This is a genomic window from Xanthomonas vasicola (assembly GCF_000772705.2).
GTDB lineage: Bacteria > Pseudomonadota > Gammaproteobacteria > Xanthomonadales > Xanthomonadaceae > Xanthomonas > Xanthomonas vasicola.
Genome location: NZ_JSBW02000049.1, coordinates 1 through 19,327, shown reverse-complemented (window position 1 = coordinate 19,327; position 19,327 = coordinate 1). Strand labels below are relative to the sequence as shown.

The 19,327-nt window shown below is 63.2% G+C and carries 17 protein-coding genes, 1 other RNA gene and 2 pseudogenes; 10 read left to right on the top strand and 10 right to left on the bottom strand.

What is annotated here, in order from left to right:
- Window positions 1-127: pseudogene (locus tag NX05_RS23785) on the top strand (IS5/IS1182 family transposase); the annotation flags it as partial.
- A gap of 125 nt (window positions 128-252) precedes the next feature.
- On the opposite strand, the gene NX05_RS13805 reads toward NX05_RS23785, so the two are convergent.
- The 4 genes from NX05_RS13805 to NX05_RS13790 all read right to left on the bottom strand — a co-directional run bounded on the left by NX05_RS13805 (window position 253) and on the right by NX05_RS13790 (window position 4,105).
- Window positions 253-708, bottom strand: a complete 456-nt coding sequence (locus tag NX05_RS13805) for a nucleoside deaminase (RefSeq protein WP_010368285.1) — start codon at window positions 706-708, stop codon at window positions 253-255.
- The gene (locus tag NX05_RS13800; protein WP_017112914.1) at window positions 705-1,205 is read right to left on the bottom strand and encodes a GNAT family N-acetyltransferase; all 501 of its coding nucleotides are present in this window, start codon (window positions 1,203-1,205) and stop codon (window positions 705-707) included. The genes NX05_RS13805 and NX05_RS13800 overlap by 4 nt, the downstream gene beginning before the upstream one ends.
- Window positions 1,206-1,370: 165 nt before the next feature.
- Entirely contained in the window at window positions 1,371-2,459 is a 1,089-nt protein-coding gene (locus tag NX05_RS13795) for an HlyD family secretion protein (RefSeq protein WP_039431416.1), read from the bottom strand.
- Window positions 2,456-4,105, bottom strand: a complete 1,650-nt coding sequence (locus tag NX05_RS13790; RefSeq protein ID WP_017116608.1) for an MFS transporter — start codon at window positions 4,103-4,105, stop codon at window positions 2,456-2,458. The genes NX05_RS13795 and NX05_RS13790 overlap by 4 nt, the downstream gene beginning before the upstream one ends.
- An 87-nt stretch (window positions 4,106-4,192) precedes the next feature.
- Between NX05_RS13790 and ubiE the strand changes: the two genes are divergently transcribed.
- The 9 genes and pseudogenes from ubiE to NX05_RS24220 all read left to right on the top strand — a co-directional run.
- Window positions 4,193-4,954: a bifunctional demethylmenaquinone methyltransferase/2-methoxy-6-polyprenyl-1,4-benzoquinol methylase UbiE gene (gene ubiE / locus NX05_RS13785; protein ID WP_010368281.1), complete on the top strand. Its 762-nt coding sequence runs from the start codon at window positions 4,193-4,195 to the stop codon at window positions 4,952-4,954.
- Between the two features lie 81 nt (window positions 4,955-5,035).
- Window positions 5,036-5,110, top strand: a non-coding RNA gene (locus NX05_RS22680) — sX9 sRNA.
- Window positions 5,111-5,284: 174 nt separating this feature from the next.
- Window positions 5,285-6,175, top strand: a complete 891-nt coding sequence (locus tag NX05_RS13780; protein ID WP_010368280.1) for a GGDEF domain-containing protein — start codon at window positions 5,285-5,287, stop codon at window positions 6,173-6,175.
- 121 nt (window positions 6,176-6,296) lie between these two features.
- Complete coding sequence (locus tag NX05_RS13775) at window positions 6,297-8,291, top strand: M1 family metallopeptidase (protein ID WP_039431426.1); 1,995 nt, start codon at window positions 6,297-6,299, stop codon at window positions 8,289-8,291.
- 172 nt (window positions 8,292-8,463) lie between these two features.
- A complete protein-coding gene (locus tag NX05_RS13770) occupies window positions 8,464-9,183 on the top strand; it encodes a hypothetical protein (RefSeq protein ID WP_010368278.1) in 720 nt (239 codons plus the stop codon).
- 442 nt (window positions 9,184-9,625) lie between these two features.
- On the top strand, window positions 9,626-10,255 hold the full coding sequence (locus NX05_RS13765) for an HAD family hydrolase (protein ID WP_039431414.1): 630 nt from the start codon (window positions 9,626-9,628) through the stop codon (window positions 10,253-10,255).
- A gap of 773 nt (window positions 10,256-11,028) precedes the next feature.
- On the top strand, window positions 11,029-11,655 hold the full coding sequence (locus NX05_RS25380) for an outer membrane protein assembly factor BamB family protein (protein WP_455722190.1): 627 nt from the start codon (window positions 11,029-11,031) through the stop codon (window positions 11,653-11,655).
- Window positions 11,652-11,882 carry a hypothetical protein gene (locus NX05_RS25375; protein WP_162231361.1) on the top strand — a complete coding sequence of 77 codons (231 nt, stop codon included), beginning with the start codon at window positions 11,652-11,654 and terminating at the stop codon, window positions 11,880-11,882. The genes NX05_RS25380 and NX05_RS25375 overlap by 4 nt, the downstream gene beginning before the upstream one ends.
- Window positions 11,840-12,108: pseudogene (locus NX05_RS24220) on the top strand (TonB-dependent receptor); the annotation flags it as partial. The gene NX05_RS25375 and the pseudogene NX05_RS24220, both read left to right, overlap by 43 nt.
- An 88-nt stretch (window positions 12,109-12,196) precedes the next feature.
- Here NX05_RS24220 and NX05_RS13750 read toward each other — a convergent pair.
- From NX05_RS13750 to NX05_RS13720, 6 genes are read right to left on the bottom strand one after another with little or no spacing between them, the layout of a single operon-like run.
- On the bottom strand, window positions 12,197-12,883 hold the full coding sequence (locus NX05_RS13750) for a class I SAM-dependent DNA methyltransferase (protein WP_010368273.1): 687 nt from the start codon (window positions 12,881-12,883) through the stop codon (window positions 12,197-12,199).
- Window positions 12,884-12,942: 59 nt separating this feature from the next.
- Window positions 12,943-14,307 carry a hypothetical protein gene (locus tag NX05_RS24460; RefSeq protein WP_172645689.1) on the bottom strand — a complete coding sequence of 455 codons (1,365 nt, stop codon included), beginning with the start codon at window positions 14,305-14,307 and terminating at the stop codon, window positions 12,943-12,945.
- Window positions 14,308-14,363: 56 nt separating this feature from the next.
- Window positions 14,364-15,194, bottom strand: coding sequence for a sulfite exporter TauE/SafE family protein (locus NX05_RS13735; protein ID WP_227254290.1), 831 nt, complete (start codon window positions 15,192-15,194; stop codon window positions 14,364-14,366).
- An 8-nt stretch (window positions 15,195-15,202) separates the two neighbouring features.
- On the bottom strand, window positions 15,203-16,648 hold the full coding sequence (gene phnY / locus NX05_RS13730) for a phosphonoacetaldehyde dehydrogenase (RefSeq protein ID WP_039431420.1): 1,446 nt from the start codon (window positions 16,646-16,648) through the stop codon (window positions 15,203-15,205).
- A gap of 28 nt (window positions 16,649-16,676) precedes the next feature.
- Window positions 16,677-18,695: an asparagine synthase (glutamine-hydrolyzing) gene (gene asnB / locus NX05_RS13725; RefSeq protein ID WP_039431409.1), complete on the bottom strand. Its 2,019-nt coding sequence runs from the start codon at window positions 18,693-18,695 to the stop codon at window positions 16,677-16,679.
- Complete coding sequence (locus NX05_RS13720) at window positions 18,680-19,123, bottom strand: glycosyltransferase family protein (protein ID WP_253956531.1); 444 nt, start codon at window positions 19,121-19,123, stop codon at window positions 18,680-18,682. Before NX05_RS13720 ends, asnB begins: the two co-directional genes overlap by 16 nt.
- Window positions 19,124-19,327: the final 204 nt, after the last annotated feature.

Here is a 19,327-nt window from a genome sequence, read left to right as displayed (position 1 = left end):
TTACGTCAAGGTGCGCTATCGCGGTTTGGCGAAGAACACCGCACAGGTGCTGACGCTGTTTGCACTGTCGAATCTGTGGCTGACGCGCAAAGCGTTAATGCCTGCTGCGGGGAAGCTGTGCCTGTAATCCAGGCAACACCCCGCAAACGGCCGAAACCGGCAAAAAATCGGCGATTTGAGCGCCCTCAGCGCGGCGGATGCGGTTTGCTTGGTTTCCCGGTCGCGTTGATCAGACCATCCCTAGCGCTGCTCTCAATCCTCGCCAATATCCTCGTTCCACACATCCGAGTTTGCGGAAATATAGCCACCGAGTAGATCGATACATTCCTGGCTTTGCAAATCGATCACGTTGACGCCATGCTCGCGCAGCCAGGCAATGCCGCCCTGGAAGGTGACCGATTCGCCCACCACCACCGTGCCGATGTTGAACTGGCGCACAAGCCCGCTGCAGTACCAGCACGGCGCCAGCGTGGTGACCATGATGGTGTCTTTGTAGCGACGCTGGCGGCCCGCCTTGCGGAACGCGTCGGTCTCGCCATGCACCGACGGGTCGTTTTCTTGCACGCGGCGGTTATGGCCGCAGCCAAGCAAGCGCCCGTCGTTGTGATACAGCGCCGCGCCAATCGGGATGCCGCCTTCGGCCAGGCCCTGGCGGGCTTCGGTAATGGCGGTGTCGAGCAGTGCGCGGTAGTCGGGGGTGGTGATCATGCGAACTCCAAAAGGGCCGCGCCGGCAGGGCGCAGCATGTCAAGATGTGGAATGTCATCTTCCAGATACTGCTCAGACGCCGGCGCAAACCCATGCGCCGCGTAGAACGCTTGCAAATGCGCCTGCGCACCAAGCTGGATTGCGCTACCCGGCCACTGCGTCTGTACCAACCGGATGCCTTCGCGCAACAGTGCGTGCGCCAGTCCGGTGCCGCGATGTGCAGCGGCGATGACCACACGGCCGATGCTCGGCTCGGAATAACTCAAGCCTGGCGGTAGCACGCGCAGGTAAGCCGCCAGCTCGCCGTTATCGGCGTTGCCAAGCACATGCAGCACAGCAGGATCGGTGTCTTTGCCGTCCAGTTCCGGGTAGGCGCATTGCTGCTCCACCACGAACACATCCGTGCGCAGGCGCAGCAGCGCATACAACTGCGTGGTGCTCAGCTGCGCAAACCGAAGGTGCTGCCAGTGCAGGGAAGGGATGGCTGTGTTGAGCATCAACACATAATAGCGGCTGCGCCGCGGTTGAGCTGCGAGGCCGCGCCTGTTTTCAGTGTCGCCGCATTGGCCTGTGTCTGCGCCGCAAGCCAGGTGCGGGCGAGGCAAAGCCAGCTGCAGCGTTCGCGCCGGCACTGATCGCCCACGCTTGCGTGTCGCTTGTGCTCAGTCGACTGCGCTATCGGTATCCACGGCCACCACCACCGACATGCCCGGCCGCAACCGCGGCGCCAGCGGCTGGTTGGGGTCGACGCTGATACGCAGCGGAATGCGCTGGGCAATCTTGACGAAGTTGCCGGTGGCGTTATCGGCCGGCAGCACGCTGAATTCCGAGCCGGCAGCCGGCGAGATCTCCTGCACGCGGCCATGCAGGCGTGCGTTGGCCAGCGCGTCCACGGTGAAGCTGGCGCGCTGACCGGTGCGTATCTTCGCCATCTGGGTTTCCTTGAAATTGGCCACGATCCACAGCGTTCCCGGTACCAGCGACATCAGCTGCGTGCCGTTGGTGACGTAGGCGCCCTGGCGCACGCCAAGCTGGCCGAGCTGCCCATCGCGCGGGGCCAGGATGCGCGTGTTGTCCAGGTTGATCTGCGCCAGCTGCACGGCGGCTTGCGCGTTGGCAACAGCGGCCTCCAATGCGGCGCGGTTGACGGTGACGCTGCGTGCGTTTTCTTCGGCGGCCTGTACCGCGGCGCGTGCCTGGGCCACGCCGGCATCAGCCTGCGCGCGTGCGGCGAATGCGGTGTCGCGGTCCTGCTCGGACACCAGTTGCTGGCTGGCCAGCTGCTGCGTGCGTGCATAGGCCGAACGGGTGCGGTCGCGTTGTGCCTGGTTGCTGCTCAGCGCCGCGCGCTGCTCGGCAATGGTCGCCTCGGCGCTATGCCGTTGTTGATCCCAGTTGGCGAGATTGGCCTGCGCGGTCTGCACCTGCGCCTTGGCCTGTTCGAGTTGCTGGGCGTAGATGCGGCCGTCGATTTTGGCCAGCAACTGGCCGCGTTTCACGTGCGCAAAATCCTGCACGGGCACTTCGGTGACATAGCCGCTGACCTGCGGCGCAATCACCGTGATCTGCCCATGCACCAGCGCATTTTCGGTACGTTCGATCGCACTCACGAACGGTGGCAGTCGCCATGCATACAGCACCAGCGCCACGCCGATCAGCGCAAGCCCGCCGAAGCCAATGACGCCGGCGATGCGGCGACGCCGGCGACGTTGCTGGCTTGCAGGTGGTGAAGAATCCGCTGGTGTATTCATGGGCGCACAGTGGGAACAGGAGGAGAGGGCGAGACGGGTGGGCGTAGATAGCGGCGCCACACCAGCACGGACAGGATCCACACGCCGGTGGCAATGGCGATGCAGCCGATCAGCAGAAACACATCGTTGTAAGCCAGCACATTGGCTTCGCGCGTGGCCACCGTGCCCAGCGTGCGTACGCCCTGGGCCTGCCGCAGTGCCGGATCACCGATGCTGCGCCCATACAGGCTTGCATAGGCCTGCACGCGCGCGGCTACCTGCGGGTCGGTGAGCACCAGATGTTCCACCAACTGGCTGGAGTGATATTTCTCGCGCACCACCTGCACGGTGCCGAGCAGCGCACTGCCGAGCAGGCCGCCCATGTTCTGCGCCATGCCGAACAGCACGATGAAACTGATCAGATTGCCCGGCTGCGCGATCACCCGGCCGATCCCGGCCACCATCGCCGGGCCGATGAAGAACGTACTGCCGAACGCGAGCAGGAACTGGCTCACATACATCTGCTCGGGGCGGGTGAGGCTGGTGGCATCGGCATCCATGAAGCTGCCGACGCAGATGGCTGCGACCGCGATGATCAGATGCTCGGTCACCCGCGCCGGGTTGATCAGCCAGGCACTGGCCGCCACGCCCGCCACCGCGCCCAGCAGCATCAGCGCAAATAAGGTCTGCAACTGGGTGTTGGCCAGGCCCAGGGTCTGGAAGAAGCCGATCGCCCCGGTGCTTTGTTCGGACAGCACCAGCCGGATCAGCAAAATCGCCAGGCCCAGCCGCAGCATGTCTGCACTGGCCAGCCAGCGCGTGTTGATCATCGGGTTGCGGCGGTTGTGTTCGATCCAGGCCGCCGTGCACAGCAGCACGATGGACGCGGCCAGCACCACGCCCAGCCACGGTGTGCTGGTCCACCACAGCAAGCGCCCGAGCGACAGCACTGCAGCAAGACCTGCCGACCCGGCCGCGAACAGGCTGAAGGTGAGGAAATCCAGCGGCTCGAACACGCGATAACGGTCGCTCGGCGGCAATTTGAGCGCCAGCACGCAGGCTAGCGCGAACACCGCCAGCCCGCATTCAAACAGGTACAGGCCTCGCCATTCGCCAAATTCCAACAGGTCGGTAGAAAACACCCGTGCCAACGGCAAGGCCAGCTGGGTTATGCCCAGACCCAGCACCACCGCCTTGAGCCGGTATTTGGTGGGAAATGCCTGCATCACGTAGTACAGGCCCAGCGAGCTGAGCGCCGCGCCCACCAGCCCATGCGCGGCACGCACGGTGATCGCCGAGCTCAGGCTGTGCACGAACAGGTGCGCAAGGGCGATGAGCGCATACAGCGCCAGGAAGATCTCGGTGAAGCGACGCAGCCCGAATTGCTGGCGGAACTTCACCAGCAACAGGTTGGCCGACATGTTGGTCATCACATAGGCGGCCGGCAGCCAGGCCATTTCGGTGGCGTAGGCGCCCAGGGTGCCTTGCAGATAGGTCAGGTTGGCGGTGACCAGCGCGTTGCTGAGCCCGCCGGTGAGCGCCACCACTACGCCCACCAGCCCGTACTGAATACGCCGCCGGGTGGTGTGTAGCGGCGTGGAGGCCGACCCCGGCAGGGTGGGCTTCTCGTGGGGCTGCCAGTCGCGCTGGACGTACTTGTCGCGCACTGAAATGCTCGCAGGGCCGGTCGCAGATGACATGCGATTGTGGTCCGGTTGCGGTCATGGTGGCGTCAGCAGTGCGATAATCCGCCCATGAGCGAATCCCCTTATACCTCCGGTACTACCCATTTCGGCTTTCGCGATGTCGCTGCCAAGGACAAGCAGAAGCTGGTCGGTGAAGTGTTCACCTCGGTTGCGCGCAACTACGACCTGATGAACGATCTGATGAGTCTGGGCGTGCACCGCGCATGGAAACGCTACTTCGTAGCGACCGCGCAGGTGAAGCCGGGCGACCGCGTGCTGGACCTGGCCGGCGGCACCGGCGACATTGCCGTGCTGCTCAAGGAGCGCGTGGGTAATGAGGGCGCCGTAGTGCTGGGCGATATCAACGCCGGCATGCTCTCGGTGGGCCGCGACCGGCTGACCAACCGCGGGCTGGTGTCCGGCTTCGATTACGTGCAATGCAACGCCGAAGCGCTGCCGTTTCCGGACCAGAGTTTCGATCTGGTGACCATTTCCTTCGGCCTGCGCAACGTCACCGACAAAGACGCCGCATTGCGCGAAATGTATCGCGTGTTGAAGGTGGGCGGCCAGGCGCGTGTGCTGGAATTTTCCGAAGTTACCGCCGATTGGTTCAAGCCGATCTACGACTTCCACTCGTTCAAGATCCTGCCCAAGCTGGGCCAGTTGTTCGCCCGCGATGCCGACAGCTACCAGTACCTGGCCGAAAGCATTCGCAAGCATCCGCCGCAGGAATCGCTGAAGGGCATGATGGGCGAGGCCGGGTTTGCGCGCTGCCACTTCAAGAATCTCACCGGCGGCATCGTGGCGATCCACTCCGGCTACAAGATCTAGGCAAGTCGTTTCAGCGCTTTAGAACAGCTAACAAAAACGACCGCCAAGCGCGCGGCGGGCGCGGCCGGTGCTCGGTGCGGCAGGGACTACGCGTCCATTGCGGTTCCCCGCGCCGGCCACATCTAACTGACGACTGCTCGCTACGTCTTGTTGGCCGCTCCTAGAGTCGCATGCGCGCTGTGCAGTGGCGTTCGCCAAGGTCTTGCATGGGGTCGCCTCTCGCAGCGAAGCGACAGTCTGGCATGCGCGCACCAAGGATTTCTGAGACCTCCGTCGCGTTGGCTCCTCACACTCTCGGCGACACTAAGCGCTCTTTTGCCGGAGTGTTGGATGCGCTTGTACGCCGGACTCTCGCGCGTGTTTCCCCGCTCCTTCAGCGCCAAGCTGCTGGCGGTGACGTTCGTTGGCATCCATCTGCCGTTGCTGCTGTTGATCGCATGGCTGGCATCGCAAAGCGAGCTGGGCGGGCGCCCGCTGTGGTCGGTGGTACTCGTGGCATTGCTTGCCACGCTGGCCGGCACCGCGCTGACCTTGGTGGCGTTGTATCGCCTGCTGGCGCCGCTGCGTATCGCCGCCGATGCACTGGATGCGTATTACGCCGATCAGCGCCTGCCCACGCTTCCGGAAACGGGTGACGACGAATTGGGGCGGCTGTTGCGCGGCATCAACCGCAGCCTGCGCGGCATCGATGCCGGCATGCGCGACCTCAAAAAACATGCCTTGTTCGATCCGTTGACCGAAGCCCTGAACCGGCGCGGCTGCGAACAGGCGATGCGCGATTCGGTAACCGCCTCGCAGCGCGAAGGCTGGCCGTTTGTGCTGTTCGTGCTGGACATGGACAACCTCAAGCAGGTCAACGACCGCTTCGGCCATCTGGCCGGCGACCGCGTGCTGGTGCGCCTGGTGGACTCGGCCTATGGCTGGCTGGGCGCGCAGGATTGGGTCGGGCGCTGGGGCGGCGACGAATTCCTCCTCGGCATCCATGCCAGTGAAGACGACGCCACGCTCAAGCTCAATCAATGGCTGTCGATGCTCGAGCGCGAAGATGACCACGACGCGCCGCTGCATGTGAGCGCCGGCAGTGCGGTGTGCGAACAAGGGCTGGATGCCACCGAACTGTATCGCCGCGCCGATGCGGCGATGTACCGGGCCAAGTTCTCCGGTGGCCGACGTCTGGTGCGCGACGGGCACGACACCCCGCGCGGACATCCGGTGACCTGACCACTAGCCGCCAGGTTGCGGCAGCAAGCGGCAGGCAATCCCGCGCATTGGCCGCCGATGACACGGGCAGGCTGCGGCGCAGAGCGCTAAAATGCCCAATTCCCTTGCTGCGGTGCCGTCGATGCGCTTCTCGTTTCTGTCGCTGTCCCTTGCCGTGTCCATCGCGCTGGCCGGCTGTTCCAATGACTCCGCGCCGTCGGCATCCACCACCGCGCCGGCCGCTACTGCCAAGGCCCCCGTGAAAGCAGAAGCCCGCAACCACGACGAAAGTTCCTACGCCCAGCCGCAGCTGGTGGTCATCAAGGACCTGGCGCTGGACCTGAAGCTGGATTTCGATACCAAGCAGATCGGTGGCACCGCCACCTATACGCTGGAGTGGAAGGACAAGGCCGCCAAGCAATTGGTGCTGGACACGCGCGAGCTCAGCATTGCGCAGGTACAGGCCGACGATGGCAAGGGCGGCCTGACGCCGCTGCAGTTCGCCTTGGCACCGGTCGACAAGACCTTCGGCAGCAAGCTCACCATCGAAGCGCCGAATCAGCCGCGCAAGGTGGTGATCACCTATCACACCGCGCCGACTGCCTCGGGCCTGCAGTGGTTGGAGCCGTCGATGACCGAAGGCAAGCAACTGCCTTTCATGTTCAGCCAGTCGCAGGCGATCCACGCGCGCAGCTGGGTGCCGTTGCAGGACACCCCGAGCGTGCGCTTCACCTATAGCGCGCATGTCACCTCGCGCCCGGACGTGATGGTGCTGATGAGCGCCGATAACGACCCCAAGGCCGTGCGCGATGGCGATTACAGCTTCAAGATGCCTGAGCCGATTCCCTCGTATTTGCTGGCGATTGCCGCCGGTGATGTGGTGTTCAAGCCGATTTCCGCGCGCTCGGGCGTTTGGGCCGAGCCGGCGATGGCCGACAAGGCCGCCAAGGAATTCGAAGACACCGAAAAAATGATCGGTGCCGCCGAAAAACTCTACGGCCCGTATCGCTGGGGCCGTTACGACATGCTGGTGCTGCCGCCGTCGTTCCCGTTCGGTGGCATGGAAAACCCGCGCCTGACCTTCGCCACGCCCACCGTGATTGTCGGCGACAAATCGCTGGTGTCGTTGGTCGCGCACGAGCTGGCGCATAGCTGGTCCGGTAACTTGGTAGCCAATGCGAGCTGGAAGGACATCTGGCTCAACGAAGGCTTTACGACCTACGTGCAGGGCCGCATCACCGAGGCGTTGTACGGCACCGAGATGGCCGAGATGGAGCGCGAGATCGACCAGGGCGATCTGCTGGCCGAAGTGAAGGACATGCCGCCGGCCGACCAGGTGCTGGAGCTGCCGCCGCTGGCGCAGCGCGACCCCGACGAAGCCTTGAGCCAGGTCGCCTATGTCAAGGGTGCGTGGTTCCTGCATTTCCTGGAGCAGCGTTTCGGTCGCGAGGTGTTCGACCCGTTCCTGCGTGGCTGGTTCGACGATCACGCTTTCCAGAGCGCCACCACCGACCAGTTCGTCGATTACCTCAAGAAGAATCTGCTGGACAAGCATCCCAACACCGTGAGCGCAGCCGAAGTGGATGCGTGGCTGAAGCAGCCGGGTATTCCGGCGTTTGCGGCCAAAGCGCGCTCGCGCAGTTTCTCGATCGTGGACACCGCACGCATCGCCTGGAGCGGCAGCGGCACCTTGCCGAACAAGCAGGTCACCAGCGAGTGGGGCACGCAGGAATGGGTGCACTTCCTCAGCAGCATGGGCGCCACGCTCAAGCCCGAACAGCTCAAGCAGCTGGACGATGCGTACCACTTCACCGGCACGCCGAATGGCGAGATCGCGATGCGCTGGTATCCGCTGGCGATCCGCAGCGGCTATACCGACGCGCGTGCTGCTGCGGGCGAGTTCATCGAACGCGTCGGCCGTCGCAAGCTGGTGCTGCCGATCTACGCCGAGCTGTTGAAGACGCCGGACGGCATCGCGTTTGCCGAACAGGCCTTCGAAAAAGCCAAGCCCAGCTATCACCCGATCACCACTGCCTCGGTGGCCGAGATGATCGCCAAGGCCAAGGCGGCAACGCCTGCTGCAGCTCCTGCAGCTGCACCAGCACCTGCAGAGAAGCCGGCTCCGACGCAGCAGTAAATCGCAGCGCAACGCAGAGCCGTCAGTCCGGCGGCAAGTGCAACACACGGGGAGCCTTGTGCTCCCCGTGTGTTGTCTGCGTAGCTGGCGCGAATTCTGGCCGTCGTGCATGCAGCCTGCAACGCCAGGCTGCTATGGTTGCTGTCGTTTCTCACGCCTTTCGGAGTCGACGATGAAGTATCTGCTGAGTGCGGCCTTGTGCGTCGCCGCCCTGAGTGCCTGCACCGATCGCGAGGCGCAACGTCAGGCGCAGGCAACCGCGCAGGCGCAGGCCAAGGAAACCCAGGCCGATGCGCTCGCCAAGCAATACGACGAAGCGGTGAAGGCGCAGAACTGGGACATGGCACGTGCGCACGGTGCAGCCTTGATCGAAGGTTATGCTGGCACTGCGGCTGCCAAGCGGATCGAACCGGGCTATGCCGATATCAAAGCCAAGGGCGAGCAGGAGCGCGAGCTGCGCCGCATGCAGGCGTTGTGGCAATACTCGCAAGTGCCGGCCAAGGGGGGCACGCAGCGCTCGGCGATGATCGATGCCAAACAACGTGTGGACGTGGATGGCAGCGGGCCCAAGCCGGTCAGCCTGGTGTTCCGCGATCACCCGCAATGGAAGCGCCACAGCTACCTCGTACTCAATGCCGGCGATTTCAATTGCTACGGCGGGTGCAAGGTGCAAGTTGCTGCCGATGGCGGCGCACCGCGCGCGATGGCAGCGCACCGTCCGGACACCGACGAAGCCATCGCCATGTTCATCGATGACGACAAAGCGTTGTGGAAGCTGGTGCGTAATGCAAAGCGCATCAGCATTACCTTCCCGGTCAAGGCCGGTGGAACGCGCACGGCCGAGTTCGAGGTTGGTGGCTTGGATACCACACAGATGCCGGGCTGGAAGTAAGAGCGGATACAAAACTGCTGCGCAGCCGCTGGGTGGGCGAGACCGTTGCTTGGAATCGTTATGTACCACGCGGATATTGCGGTCCCGGCGCGCCGTCCACATCCGTCCGCATTCGCCCGACGACTGCTCGCAACGTTTAGGGACTCTAAGCGCAACGTTGACACAAGATTTGCTTATACAACGTGCTCGCAAGCGGGTGCCGCGCAAGCAAGTTTGATCGGCCACGCGGTCCATCTGTCTGTGTCGCCGCCTGTATCGGCATAGAGCGCTTGGAATGTCTAACACACGTAGCAAGCCGTCGTCCTGTGGGCACGAACTGCGCGTAGGAATGGCTGTGCAGTCGTTCTGTGATTCGCTCTTAGCGACGCTGCTGCTTGCGCACCGTGCATGCCATGACCGCCGCCTGCAGCATTGAATCACTCACTTTCATGTCTTCTTACGGATGGACAGCATGACGCTCACCGCGCTCTCTCCCAGATTGTCTGACTACCGCCATTGGGTCTTCGACATGGACGGCACGCTGACCGAGGCTGCGCACGACTTCGCCTTGATCCGCCGCGTGCTGGAGATTCCGCCAGAGGCCGACATCCTGCATCACCTGGCAGCGCTGCCAGGTGATGAAGCAGCAGCCAAGCACGCGTGGTTGCTCGAACACGAGCGCGCGCTTGCGCAGGCCGCACGCGCGGCACCGGGCGCAGTGGCGCTGGTGCGTGCATTGCATGCCGCCGGATGCCGGCTTGGCATGCTCACCCGCAATGCGCGCGAACTGGCAGCCATCACCTTGCAGGCGATCGGCCTGGACGATGCGTTCGGCTGGGACGACATCGTCGGCCGCGATGAAGCCGCACCCAAACCAGCGCCCGATGGGCTGCACTATTTCCAACAGCGCTGGTCGGTGCAGGGCAGCGCGCTGGTGATGGTCGGCGACCACCACAATGACCTCGCCTGCGGCCGTGCCGTCGGCGCCTGCACTGTCTTGGTCAACACGCCGGGCGACCCCTGGCCTGGCTTTGCCGACTGGCGCCTACACGATTGCACGCAGTTACTTGCGCAGTGGCAGAGCGAACGTTAGGCGCACGTGTTTCTGCTCTTCGCCAGGCTGTTTACTGTTCGCAAAGCGCCAGCGATCAGAAATTCTCACCGTCGCCAGCCACTGCAGTCTCACTGGCCATTCGAGCATCTCTCCGGCAAAGACAGGCTCCGTGCTTGGTACGTCGAGCCGCGTCCACTTGCCATAGCGCGCTGCATTTGCGCGGTATGAGAGCAGCAAGAAAACACCTTAGCCAATCCTGTCCAACGGACTGACAGGTAATGGGCTGCACCGCCTGTGTCACAGCACGCACGGCGCAAACTGTGCCAAAAGCGTGACAGTGCCAAGTGATCCGCCCGCCGTCATCACCACAAACCCTTGTTAACTCGACGTGGTGCAACGCACCAGTTCGCTGGCATGCAGTTTGCTCAGCTTCTCTCGACGTTTCCGACGTCCGTGTCGCCACTGGCGGGTAGAGCGCCTGCGCCGCGGTATGTTTCAACCGACTGTTGTTCAAACGAGAGGGGTAGACACATATGCACCACTCTTCCTGTCGCGGCGTACGCAGCACCGCGCTGCTCGTGCTTGCGCCGAGCGCAGTTCTGTCTGGCTGCAAGAAAGACACACCGGCTGAAACGGCAACGCCCGCGCCGGGCTGCAGCACATGTCGCTGCACCTGCAGCTACGGCTGTGGTCGACACCGAGAGCGAGTTCACCGCCAACGCCAGCAACGCGGATAACTGGGGCGGTATTGGCCGAGAACCCGGCATCGCCTGCTGGCCGAAATCAATCGCGACAACGTCAAGAATCTGAAGATGTCGTGGGAGATGAAAACCGACGCCACGCGCGGCCACGAAGGCCAGCCGCTGGTGATCGGCAGCATCATGTACATGGTCAGTGCGTATCCGAACAACGTGTTCGCCATCGACCTGGCGGCGCAGGATGACGGTGGCAAGGTGCTGTGGAAATACACCCCGCAACAGGATGAGCGCGCGGTGGCGGTGGCGTGCTGCGATACGGTCAACCGCGGTGCCTCGTATGCCGACGGCAAGCTGGTGTTCGGTCGCCTCAACGGCGATGTGATTGCACTCGATGCCAGGACCGGCAAGGAAGTGTGGAAGCAAAAACTCGCCCACCCGGATAAGGGTGAAACCATCACCATGGCGCCGATCATCGCCGATGGCAAGTGGTTGCCGGCATCAGCGGCAACGAGTCCGGTGTGCTTGGTCGCGTGGCGGCCTACAACCTGTCCGATGGCAAACAGGCATGGTCCTGCGAGGCGGCCGGCACCGACAAGGCGATCTGCCTGGGCCCGGATTTCAACAGGGCCAATCCGCAACATGGTCAGCTCGGCGATCTGGGCGTCAAGACCTTTCCCAACGAAGAATGGAAGCGCGGCGGTGGCTCTGCCTGGGGCTGGTATAGCTACGACCCGACGTTGAAGCTGGTGTATTACGGCACCGGCAATCCCGGCCTGTGGAGCCCGTCGTATCGTTGCGGCAAGACCTCGCAGGAGGACTGCAACAACGGCGAGCATGACAACAAGTGGTCAATGACCTTGTTCGCCCGCAAGACCGGAACGGCTCTGCCTACGTGCTCGATCGTCGCGATGGCACGCTGCTGCGCGCGCCTGAGCGGATCGATATCGGCACTGCGGGTTATGCGTTAGTCGATTTGCATGCACGCTGGACAATCAGCGAGAGGTGTCGTTGTTCGCACGCGTCGACAACGTATTCAACCGCCACTATGCAACTTACGCAGCGGTGGCCGAAGACGTGTTTCCCGATGGCGAACTCGCGCGCCCGCAGGACGTGCCGGTGGGAACTGGCCCCTCGCGGTTTCTCGCGCCCGGTGTCCCTCGGCAGTTACTGGTTGGGTTGCGCTGGAATCTGTAGCGCATTGGCAGTGCATGCGCCCGACATGGGCCGCCAGCCGCAGAGAGGCACGCGGTACGCCCACCCAGCAGGCTGATCGTCTAGGACCTCAGCGGCGAGCGCCGACACCGTACTGAAAGAACGTGGGGGTCTGGCCTACCGTCACCTCCAGTCCTGCAGCGCTGCATGCTGCCTGCAGTTCGCTGGTTGTGTAGTAGTTCTTGACGATGGTGCTGACGTTGCCATTACGCAGGCGTCGCTGCATCAACTGGCCTTCCAGGCCCACGACATGCGGCGAAAGCGCTTCTGGCTTGGGAAGATTGTCGACGAAGAAGAACTTCCCGCCTGCATCCAGCGCGTCCGCCACCTGGCGCAGGAACTGCGGTAACAACTGGCGAGGGACATGCGAGATCCAGAACGCGAATACCACTGCGTCGTAGGTCCGCGTGGCTTGCCATTGAAACAGATCTGCCTGCACGGTACGCACCCGCTGGTCACGGGTTGCCGGATTGATCTTCAGCATCTGTGCCGATCCATCGACCAGGGTGAGTGTCTGTGCGGTCGGGAGCAATCGGATGCTCCAGATGCCGGTACCGGCCGCCAGTTCCAGGATATCGCCCTGCAGCGCTGCGGCATCCAGTGCTTCCTGCACATGTGCCGCTTCCTCGCGCCACCTGTTATTGGCCGCATCGCCCTCGTCGAAGGACCCGCGACGGAACCACCAGTCGTCGTATTCTGCTGCGCGATCGTTGTAGTAGCGTTGTTGTTCGAGCAGTACCGATTGCCATTGCGTCATGATGTGCTCCGGGTCGTGAGGTGTGCGATGACAGCCTAGCAATGCGTCAGCCGAGATCGTCAGGCCGCTTGCAAGGCCTGGAAGCGATGCTGGCCCAGGCGGATCGCGGCGATGATGTCGGCGGTCGCGTACATATCCAGCACCTTGGGATACTCTAGGATCGTGGCTGGCGCGCCCTGATCGAGCAGCAATTTGTTCAAGCACAGAAAGCCGATCGTCCGGATGTTGGCCTCGGCGAACAGGTGATGCTGGTTGAGCTGCTGACAACACTGCGCGATGGCGTGCAGCGTTGCATCGTCCGGTTCGGCACCCATGCGGCGATTCGAGGGCAAGGGCACTTGAGCGGCATAGTGCGACAGAATGTCCTGTGCTTTTTCAAAGCACAGCCTGGGGCTGCGAGCATGTGCGATCAGCCGTCCGGCGTGCTCGCACGTTGGCGGTTCGACCTCGATCCAGCCGTTGGTAGCGGCCATGGAGCTCTGAAACTCGGCCAGCCCCTGTGCCGAGCAGTTGCGCCCCAGGTGCAGCGCGAATTCGACCGGCTGCGTGCGGTAGCCCAACTGAAAACGCGCATGCAGCGGAGGCGAGCCGCGTTTGAAGACATCGGCCACCGCAAGGTCGTGCAGCTGGCAGAGCAGATCGGCATCCATGGTCCGATCGGGCGTTTCCATCAGCGCATACATGGCACGCAGGCAGCCGGCCAGATAACCCAGCTCGTTTTCGAAATGGTATCTGCCCCATAAGGATGCATGGCATTCGCCATCCATGAACAGATAGGGGACGGCTGCATCGTGATGCGCTAGTTGCCAGGCCTGCGGAAGCCTGTCGCGCGATGCCACGATTGCGAGCTGCATGCGGACCGCATTACGGATACTCGCAGTGCAAGGTGCAGCGCCAAGCGTGGACTCAACCCATGCAAGCAGGGCGATGAGCGCGGCGGCGTCTGTGGTGTGTGGCGGGCGTGCCAGACGAACATCGAAAATCGCCGCATTTACGGCGTTCAACAGCCCGGCCGCCACTACATCTGCATCACCGTTGCGCACACCGAGCGCAGCGGGTGCGACGCGGCCCAACGTGTCTGCCAGCGCTGTCAGACGCGCCAGGGCGTCGCCAGTGTGGGGATCATCGGCCATCAGTGCGGTGCGGGCCTGCGCGTGCGCCTGCAGGAACTGTTGCATCGCCGCGTCGTCGGGCTGCTGCAGCTGTTCTGCGCTCCACGCGCGAGAATAGACGATGCCGTCGGACAACGCGTCGTAGCACAGCTCGCCGGCAAGCGATTGCGATAACGCCAGCAGTTGCGCTGCAGATGGAGTATCGCGCCCCACGATTCCAGTGATCCATGCGGTCCAACGCTGTCCCGCAGGCGTGCTGGCGATATGCACCACCGCCGAGTCAGTAAGCACCGTCTGCTGTCGTTCGATCATGCGGTCGGGAGTCTGGAATGGTGGCAGCTGCAGACGCCGGGGACCTACCGCAGGCATCACCAGAACACCTTCCATAACGTCACCAGTGAGGCAGACAACATGATCAGGCCAAAGGCTCGCTTGAGCTTGCGTGTGTGCCAGCGGTGGGCAGCGGAGACCCCTGCAGGGGCCATCAGCGTGGCAGGCACAGCCACCGCGATGGCGGCGGTCCAACACACCAACCCCACCAACCCGCGGCTGTCGCCCAACGCAGGCACCGGGCCGAGAACGAAGGTGAGAGCGCCGATCAGGGAGATGGCCAGCCCGACGGCACTTCCCACTGCGACCGCGTTACGCATCTCCAGGCGGTCGTGCTGCACGAGCACGTACGGTACGGTGAGGCTGGCGCCGCCGACACCGGCCGTTGCGCTGAAAAGCCCGATCAACCCACCGATCAGGCGCGTCGGCACACGCGTGGCAAGTGTGTGTATCGGCGGGTCGGCGAGCGGCGGCGCTTGTATTCCCGCGCCGCGAAACATGCGCAGGCCGAAATACGCGGCATACGCACTGAAAATCGCCGCAACCCACACGCCGTGGATGCGGCCGGCGACAATCGCACCGATGGCAGCACCGGCGCCGGCCGCCGGTGCCAGCCGTCGCACCCAGCCGATCGGGAGCGCGCCGCGTCGGTACTGCGCAGTCACGGCGCTAGCCGTGGCAGGAATGGTGGCAGCCAATGCAGTGGCGACTGCCACCTGCGGAAGGATGGCGATGTCGATCCGGAACCGCAGCGGCAGCAGCACGATGAAGACCGGCACCATCAGAAAGCCGCCTCCCACGCCGAGCAGGCCGGAAAGAAATCCGGACAGCATGCCGGTCAGAATCAAGAGCGGGTAGATCCAGTTCATGGCGTCCATCACTCCACCGTCCTTTCGCCCCAGGGAAGCGAGTAGGTTTTGATGTTGGTGTAGGCTGCCATGGCCTCCAGAACGCCTTCCTTGTAGCCCAGCCCAGAGTTCTTGATGCCGCCGAACGGCGTGGACTCGAGTCGAAAGCCAGGCACCTCGCGGATGTTCACTGACCCGACCTGCAACTCGGCGACGCATCGCTGTATGTAGTCCCAGCGGTTGCTGCACAGCGCCGACGACAGGCCAAAATCGCTGTCATTGGCGATCCGGATTGCATCGTCGATCGAGTCGATGCGAATGACCGGCGCCACCGGTCCGAAGGTCTCCCGCTGCACCAGTTCCATGGTCGGCAGGACGTGGTCGACGACCGTAGGGGCATACTGTGCGCCGTTACGCCGATGTCCGCACAGAACCTGCGCACCAGCGGCGGCGGCGGCATCGACGCGGCGTTCGATCTGCGCGGCGGCCGCAGCATCGATCACGGTACCCAGATCCATCTGCGGGTCGAACGGATCACCTGCCTTCAGTCGCTGCGTGGCCTGCACAAGGCGCTCCACGAACGCATCGGCGACCTGCCGATGCACCAGCAAGCGCTTGATCGCGGTACAACGTTGCCCGCTGTTGCGATAGGCACCGGCAACCGCCAGCGAAACCGCTTCGTCGAGATCGGCATCTTCCATCACGATCATCGGGTCGTTGCCCCCGAGTTCCAGTACCTGCCGTTTGTAAACGCAACGCTCAGCGATCTGCTTGCCTGCGGCGACGCTGCCGGTAAAGGTCACCAGATCCACCTGCGCGCTGGTCAGCAGCACGTCTGCGATGACCTCCGGTTTGCCGGTTATCACCGTCAGCATCGGTCCAGGAAGTCCCGCATCGGTCAGCAAATCGGCAAACAGCAGGGCGGTCAGCGGCGTCTTCTCACTGGGCTTGAGGAGCATCCGGTTGTTGGTCGCGATGGACGGGGCGATCTTGTGTACCACCTGGTTGAGCGGGTGGTTGAATGGCGTGATCGCCACGATGACACCGAGCAACGGATCGCGCTGTGTGTAGACGCGTCGTTGCTGCCCGCGCTCGGTGATGTCGCATGCATAGATGTCGCCATCGTCGATCAAGACCTGATGCGCGGCCGCGCGCAGCACCTCTGCGGCTCGGCCGACTTCGTAACTGGCATCGCGCACGCACAGCCCGCTCTCGGAAACGATGGACTGCACGAATGCAGCGGTGCGTGCGATCAACAGATCGCGCGCGGTCGAAAGAATGGTATGTCGTTGATGGCGGGTGAGGGTCGGACGGTAGGCATACGCCTGGGCGAGTGCCGAGTGCACCTCCTCAGGCTGCGCTAGCGGCACCGTTCCGACCAGCGCTCCGTTGTACGGGAAGCGCACCTCCAGCCGCTCGCCGGCGCCATCCATCCGTGTACCGGCGATACGCCACTGCTCATGTCGCAATTGCATGTTGCCCACCTCGGCTCCTTCGTCTCGTTCAATGCATCTGCGCATGGGCACTGTCAGCACCCATCTCCGCAGTGACCGGCACGGCATGCGGCGGCGACGCGGCGTTTGCCGCTGGCGCGCCGTCGACCACGCCCCGGAACCACAACTCCACGTTCATCAGCATCCACACCTTCTTGCCATAGAAGTCGTAGTCCAGCGATTGCGGGTGCGAGAGGAAATGCTCCAGCCGCCGCGCATCGAACAGCCCACGTTCGCGCGATCGCTTGTCGAGCAGGATCGCTTTCGCATCGTCGAGCATGCCGGCCTGGAGCCAGTCGTCCAGCGGAGTGGGGAATCCCATCTTCTTGCGCTGCGCAAGATGCGGCGGCAACAGTCGTTGGGCGCCGGTGCGCAGCAGATACTTGCTCTGGTCCAGCACTTCGGACGCGTTGAAGGCCGATGTGCCAAGGGCGCGGATCAGCGCGAGCGGGGAACGCCATTTCATCTTCAGACGATGCGGCATATGGATAAACGTCTCCACCAGTTCGTGGTCGACAAACGGGACGCGTCCTTCCAATGAGGCGAGCATGCCGATGGTGTCCACCTTGTCCAATACGCACCCCAGATGGATTTTCTGAAAGACGTGCAACACCCTGTCGTGCGGATCGCAATCGCGTGTCTGCGCAAAGGCTTCCTCGAACGGGGCTAGCGTCTTTTGATCGCCATTCAAACGGCTGCGCACATCGGGCGATAACAGCGCCATCTTCTCGTCCAGCGGCATCCAGTGATACACGTTGAAGAAATGCTCGATCTGGCGTGCGCAGCCGAGGTTGCTGACCGGTCCGTACGGGTCTTTGCCCAGCTTGCTCACCCATTGCGCCGCCGGGCCAAGTAAGCGCCTTGCAGCTGCGATCTTCTTCCAGTCGAATGGCGAGCGCATGACTGGCCCGTAGCCGCCGAACAGTTCGTCCGCGCCATCGCCACTCAGGGCTACCTTGACGTGGCGACGGATCTCCTTCGAGAGCTTTAGCCCTGCCACCATTTGCGGAATCATCAGCGGGGCATCGCATTGCACGATCAATGGCGCCATTCCGTCGATGTATTCCTTGCGGTCGATCACCAGATGGGTGTGTTCGGCGCCGACTGCGGCGGCGGCTTCGGCCGCATAGGCGCCTTCGTCGTAGCCGTGCGTGTCATAGCCGACCGAAAAGGTTTGCGGAGGCGATGCCATATGGCGGGCCATCAGCGCCACCATGATGTTGGAATCCAATCCGCCACTCAGGTAGGCGCCGAGTGGAACATCCGACACCAGGCATCGCCGCACCGCCGCATCTAGCTTCTCCGAAAGCGCCTCGAGCCAGTCGGATTCCGTTCTGCCTTGCTCGGGCATGGGCGTGGGCAGCGCCCAATACCGCTGCCGATGTACCCGGGCCGGCGTCACCACCAGCATCTCGCCGGGCAGCAGCTTGTGCACGCCTTCGAAATAGGTGTTGTCCCACACTGGATGACGGAAGCTCAGATAGCTGGAGATGCCATCCAGATCGGCCCGCCGTTCGAATCCGTGATGCGCGAAGAACGCCTTGACCTCCGAAGCGAATACGAAATCCGCGCCTATCTGCGTCCAGTACAGCGGCTTGACACCCAAGCGGTCGCGCGCGAGTGTCAATGTGCCCGTGCGTGGATCCCAGGCCGCGAATGCGAACATGCCCGACAGCCGCTCCACGCACTGGGCACCCCAATGTATGAAGCTGCGCAGCAATACCTCGGTGTCCGAACGTGTACAGAACTGTGCGCCCAACGCTTCGAGTTGTTCGCGCAGTTGCTTGTAGTTGTAGATCTCGCCGTTGAACACCAGCGCAACACCGGTGTGCGCGTCGATCATGGGCTGATGGCCGCCGGGTACATCGATCACACTGAGTCGCCGGAAGCCCAGACCGAGCGGGCCGGAGAGATGGATGCCCGCGTCGTCCGGACCACGGTGCACGATGGTCTGGTTCATCGCATGCAGCATGTCGCGTTGCTCGAAACGGGCGCCGTCACGATGAAAGATACCTACGAATCCGCACATTGGATGTTCCTTTCAGCAAGTACTGCAGGCGCAGACATGGAGGATGCGATGGGAAGCCGATGGGCCTTGCGCAGGTCTTCCTCGCAGTCGATCTCGATCCACGGACGCCCGCCCATCCAGACGACCAGTGCAGGAAATTCTCCCGACAGTTCGGGAATGACGCTGGTGTAGTACGCCTGCTGGAGCTCGCCACGACGGACGTGGTCAACGATGCGTTCTCCCAGCGCGGACGCGGCGCGCTCGCTGAAGCGGGCGATACCGATGAAATTGCCGTCGCCCAGCGCAACGGTGATGTGGCTACCCAGGTCGACAAGTCGTTCGCCCTGTGCCAGCACCCGCATTGTGCCTTCGAGGCAGGCGCGCCCATCGGCCAGCACAGCGATCTCCGCCTCGGTGCGGACCAGATCGCGCAGCGCATCGCTGTCCACCCAGACATCGGCGAACAGGATTACGCAGGTGTCGGAAAGCAGCTGTGCGAATGCAGCCAGGGTCCACAGATTGTTAGGGAAACTCTGAACAACTCCCCTTGATCCTGCGACAATCACACAGACGCAACGGACAACGACGATGCAACTGACCTTCGGCGATGCGGAGTACAACGGCAAGCGCAAGCGGACGCGGCGTGAGGTGTT

What these genes read in the sequence shown, in the direction of transcription:
- NX05_RS13770 (WP_010368278.1), top strand. Translation starts at nt 8,464, where the DNA reads ATGAAGTATCTGCTGAGTGCGGCCTTGTGCGTCGCCGCCCTGAGTGCC.
- NX05_RS13800 (WP_017112914.1), bottom strand. Translation starts at nt 1,205, where the DNA reads ATGCTCAACACAGCCATCCCTTCCCTGCACTGGCAGCACCTTCGGTTT.
- NX05_RS13765 (WP_039431414.1), top strand. Translation starts at nt 9,626, where the DNA reads ATGGACAGCATGACGCTCACCGCGCTCTCTCCCAGATTGTCTGACTAC.
- NX05_RS13750 (WP_010368273.1), bottom strand. Translation starts at nt 12,883, where the DNA reads ATGACGCAATGGCAATCGGTACTGCTCGAACAACAACGCTACTACAAC.
- ubiE (WP_010368281.1), top strand. Translation starts at nt 4,193, where the DNA reads ATGAGCGAATCCCCTTATACCTCCGGTACTACCCATTTCGGCTTTCGC.
- NX05_RS13780 (WP_010368280.1), top strand. Translation starts at nt 5,285, where the DNA reads ATGCGCTTGTACGCCGGACTCTCGCGCGTGTTTCCCCGCTCCTTCAGC.
- NX05_RS13805 (WP_010368285.1), bottom strand. Translation starts at nt 708, where the DNA reads ATGATCACCACCCCCGACTACCGCGCACTGCTCGACACCGCCATTACC.
- asnB (WP_039431409.1), bottom strand. Translation starts at nt 18,695, where the DNA reads ATGTGCGGATTCGTAGGTATCTTTCATCGTGACGGCGCCCGTTTCGAG.
- NX05_RS24460 (WP_172645689.1), bottom strand. Translation starts at nt 14,307, where the DNA reads ATGATCGAACGACAGCAGACGGTGCTTACTGACTCGGCGGTGGTGCAT.
- NX05_RS13795 (WP_039431416.1), bottom strand. Translation starts at nt 2,459, where the DNA reads ATGAATACACCAGCGGATTCTTCACCACCTGCAAGCCAGCAACGTCGC.
- NX05_RS13735 (WP_227254290.1), bottom strand. Translation starts at nt 15,194, where the DNA reads ATGAACTGGATCTACCCGCTCTTGATTCTGACCGGCATGCTGTCCGGA.
- NX05_RS25380 (WP_455722190.1), top strand. Translation starts at nt 11,029, where the DNA reads ATGTCGTGGGAGATGAAAACCGACGCCACGCGCGGCCACGAAGGCCAG.
- phnY (WP_039431420.1), bottom strand. Translation starts at nt 16,648, where the DNA reads ATGCAATTGCGACATGAGCAGTGGCGTATCGCCGGTACACGGATGGAT.
- NX05_RS13775 (WP_039431426.1), top strand. Translation starts at nt 6,297, where the DNA reads ATGCGCTTCTCGTTTCTGTCGCTGTCCCTTGCCGTGTCCATCGCGCTG.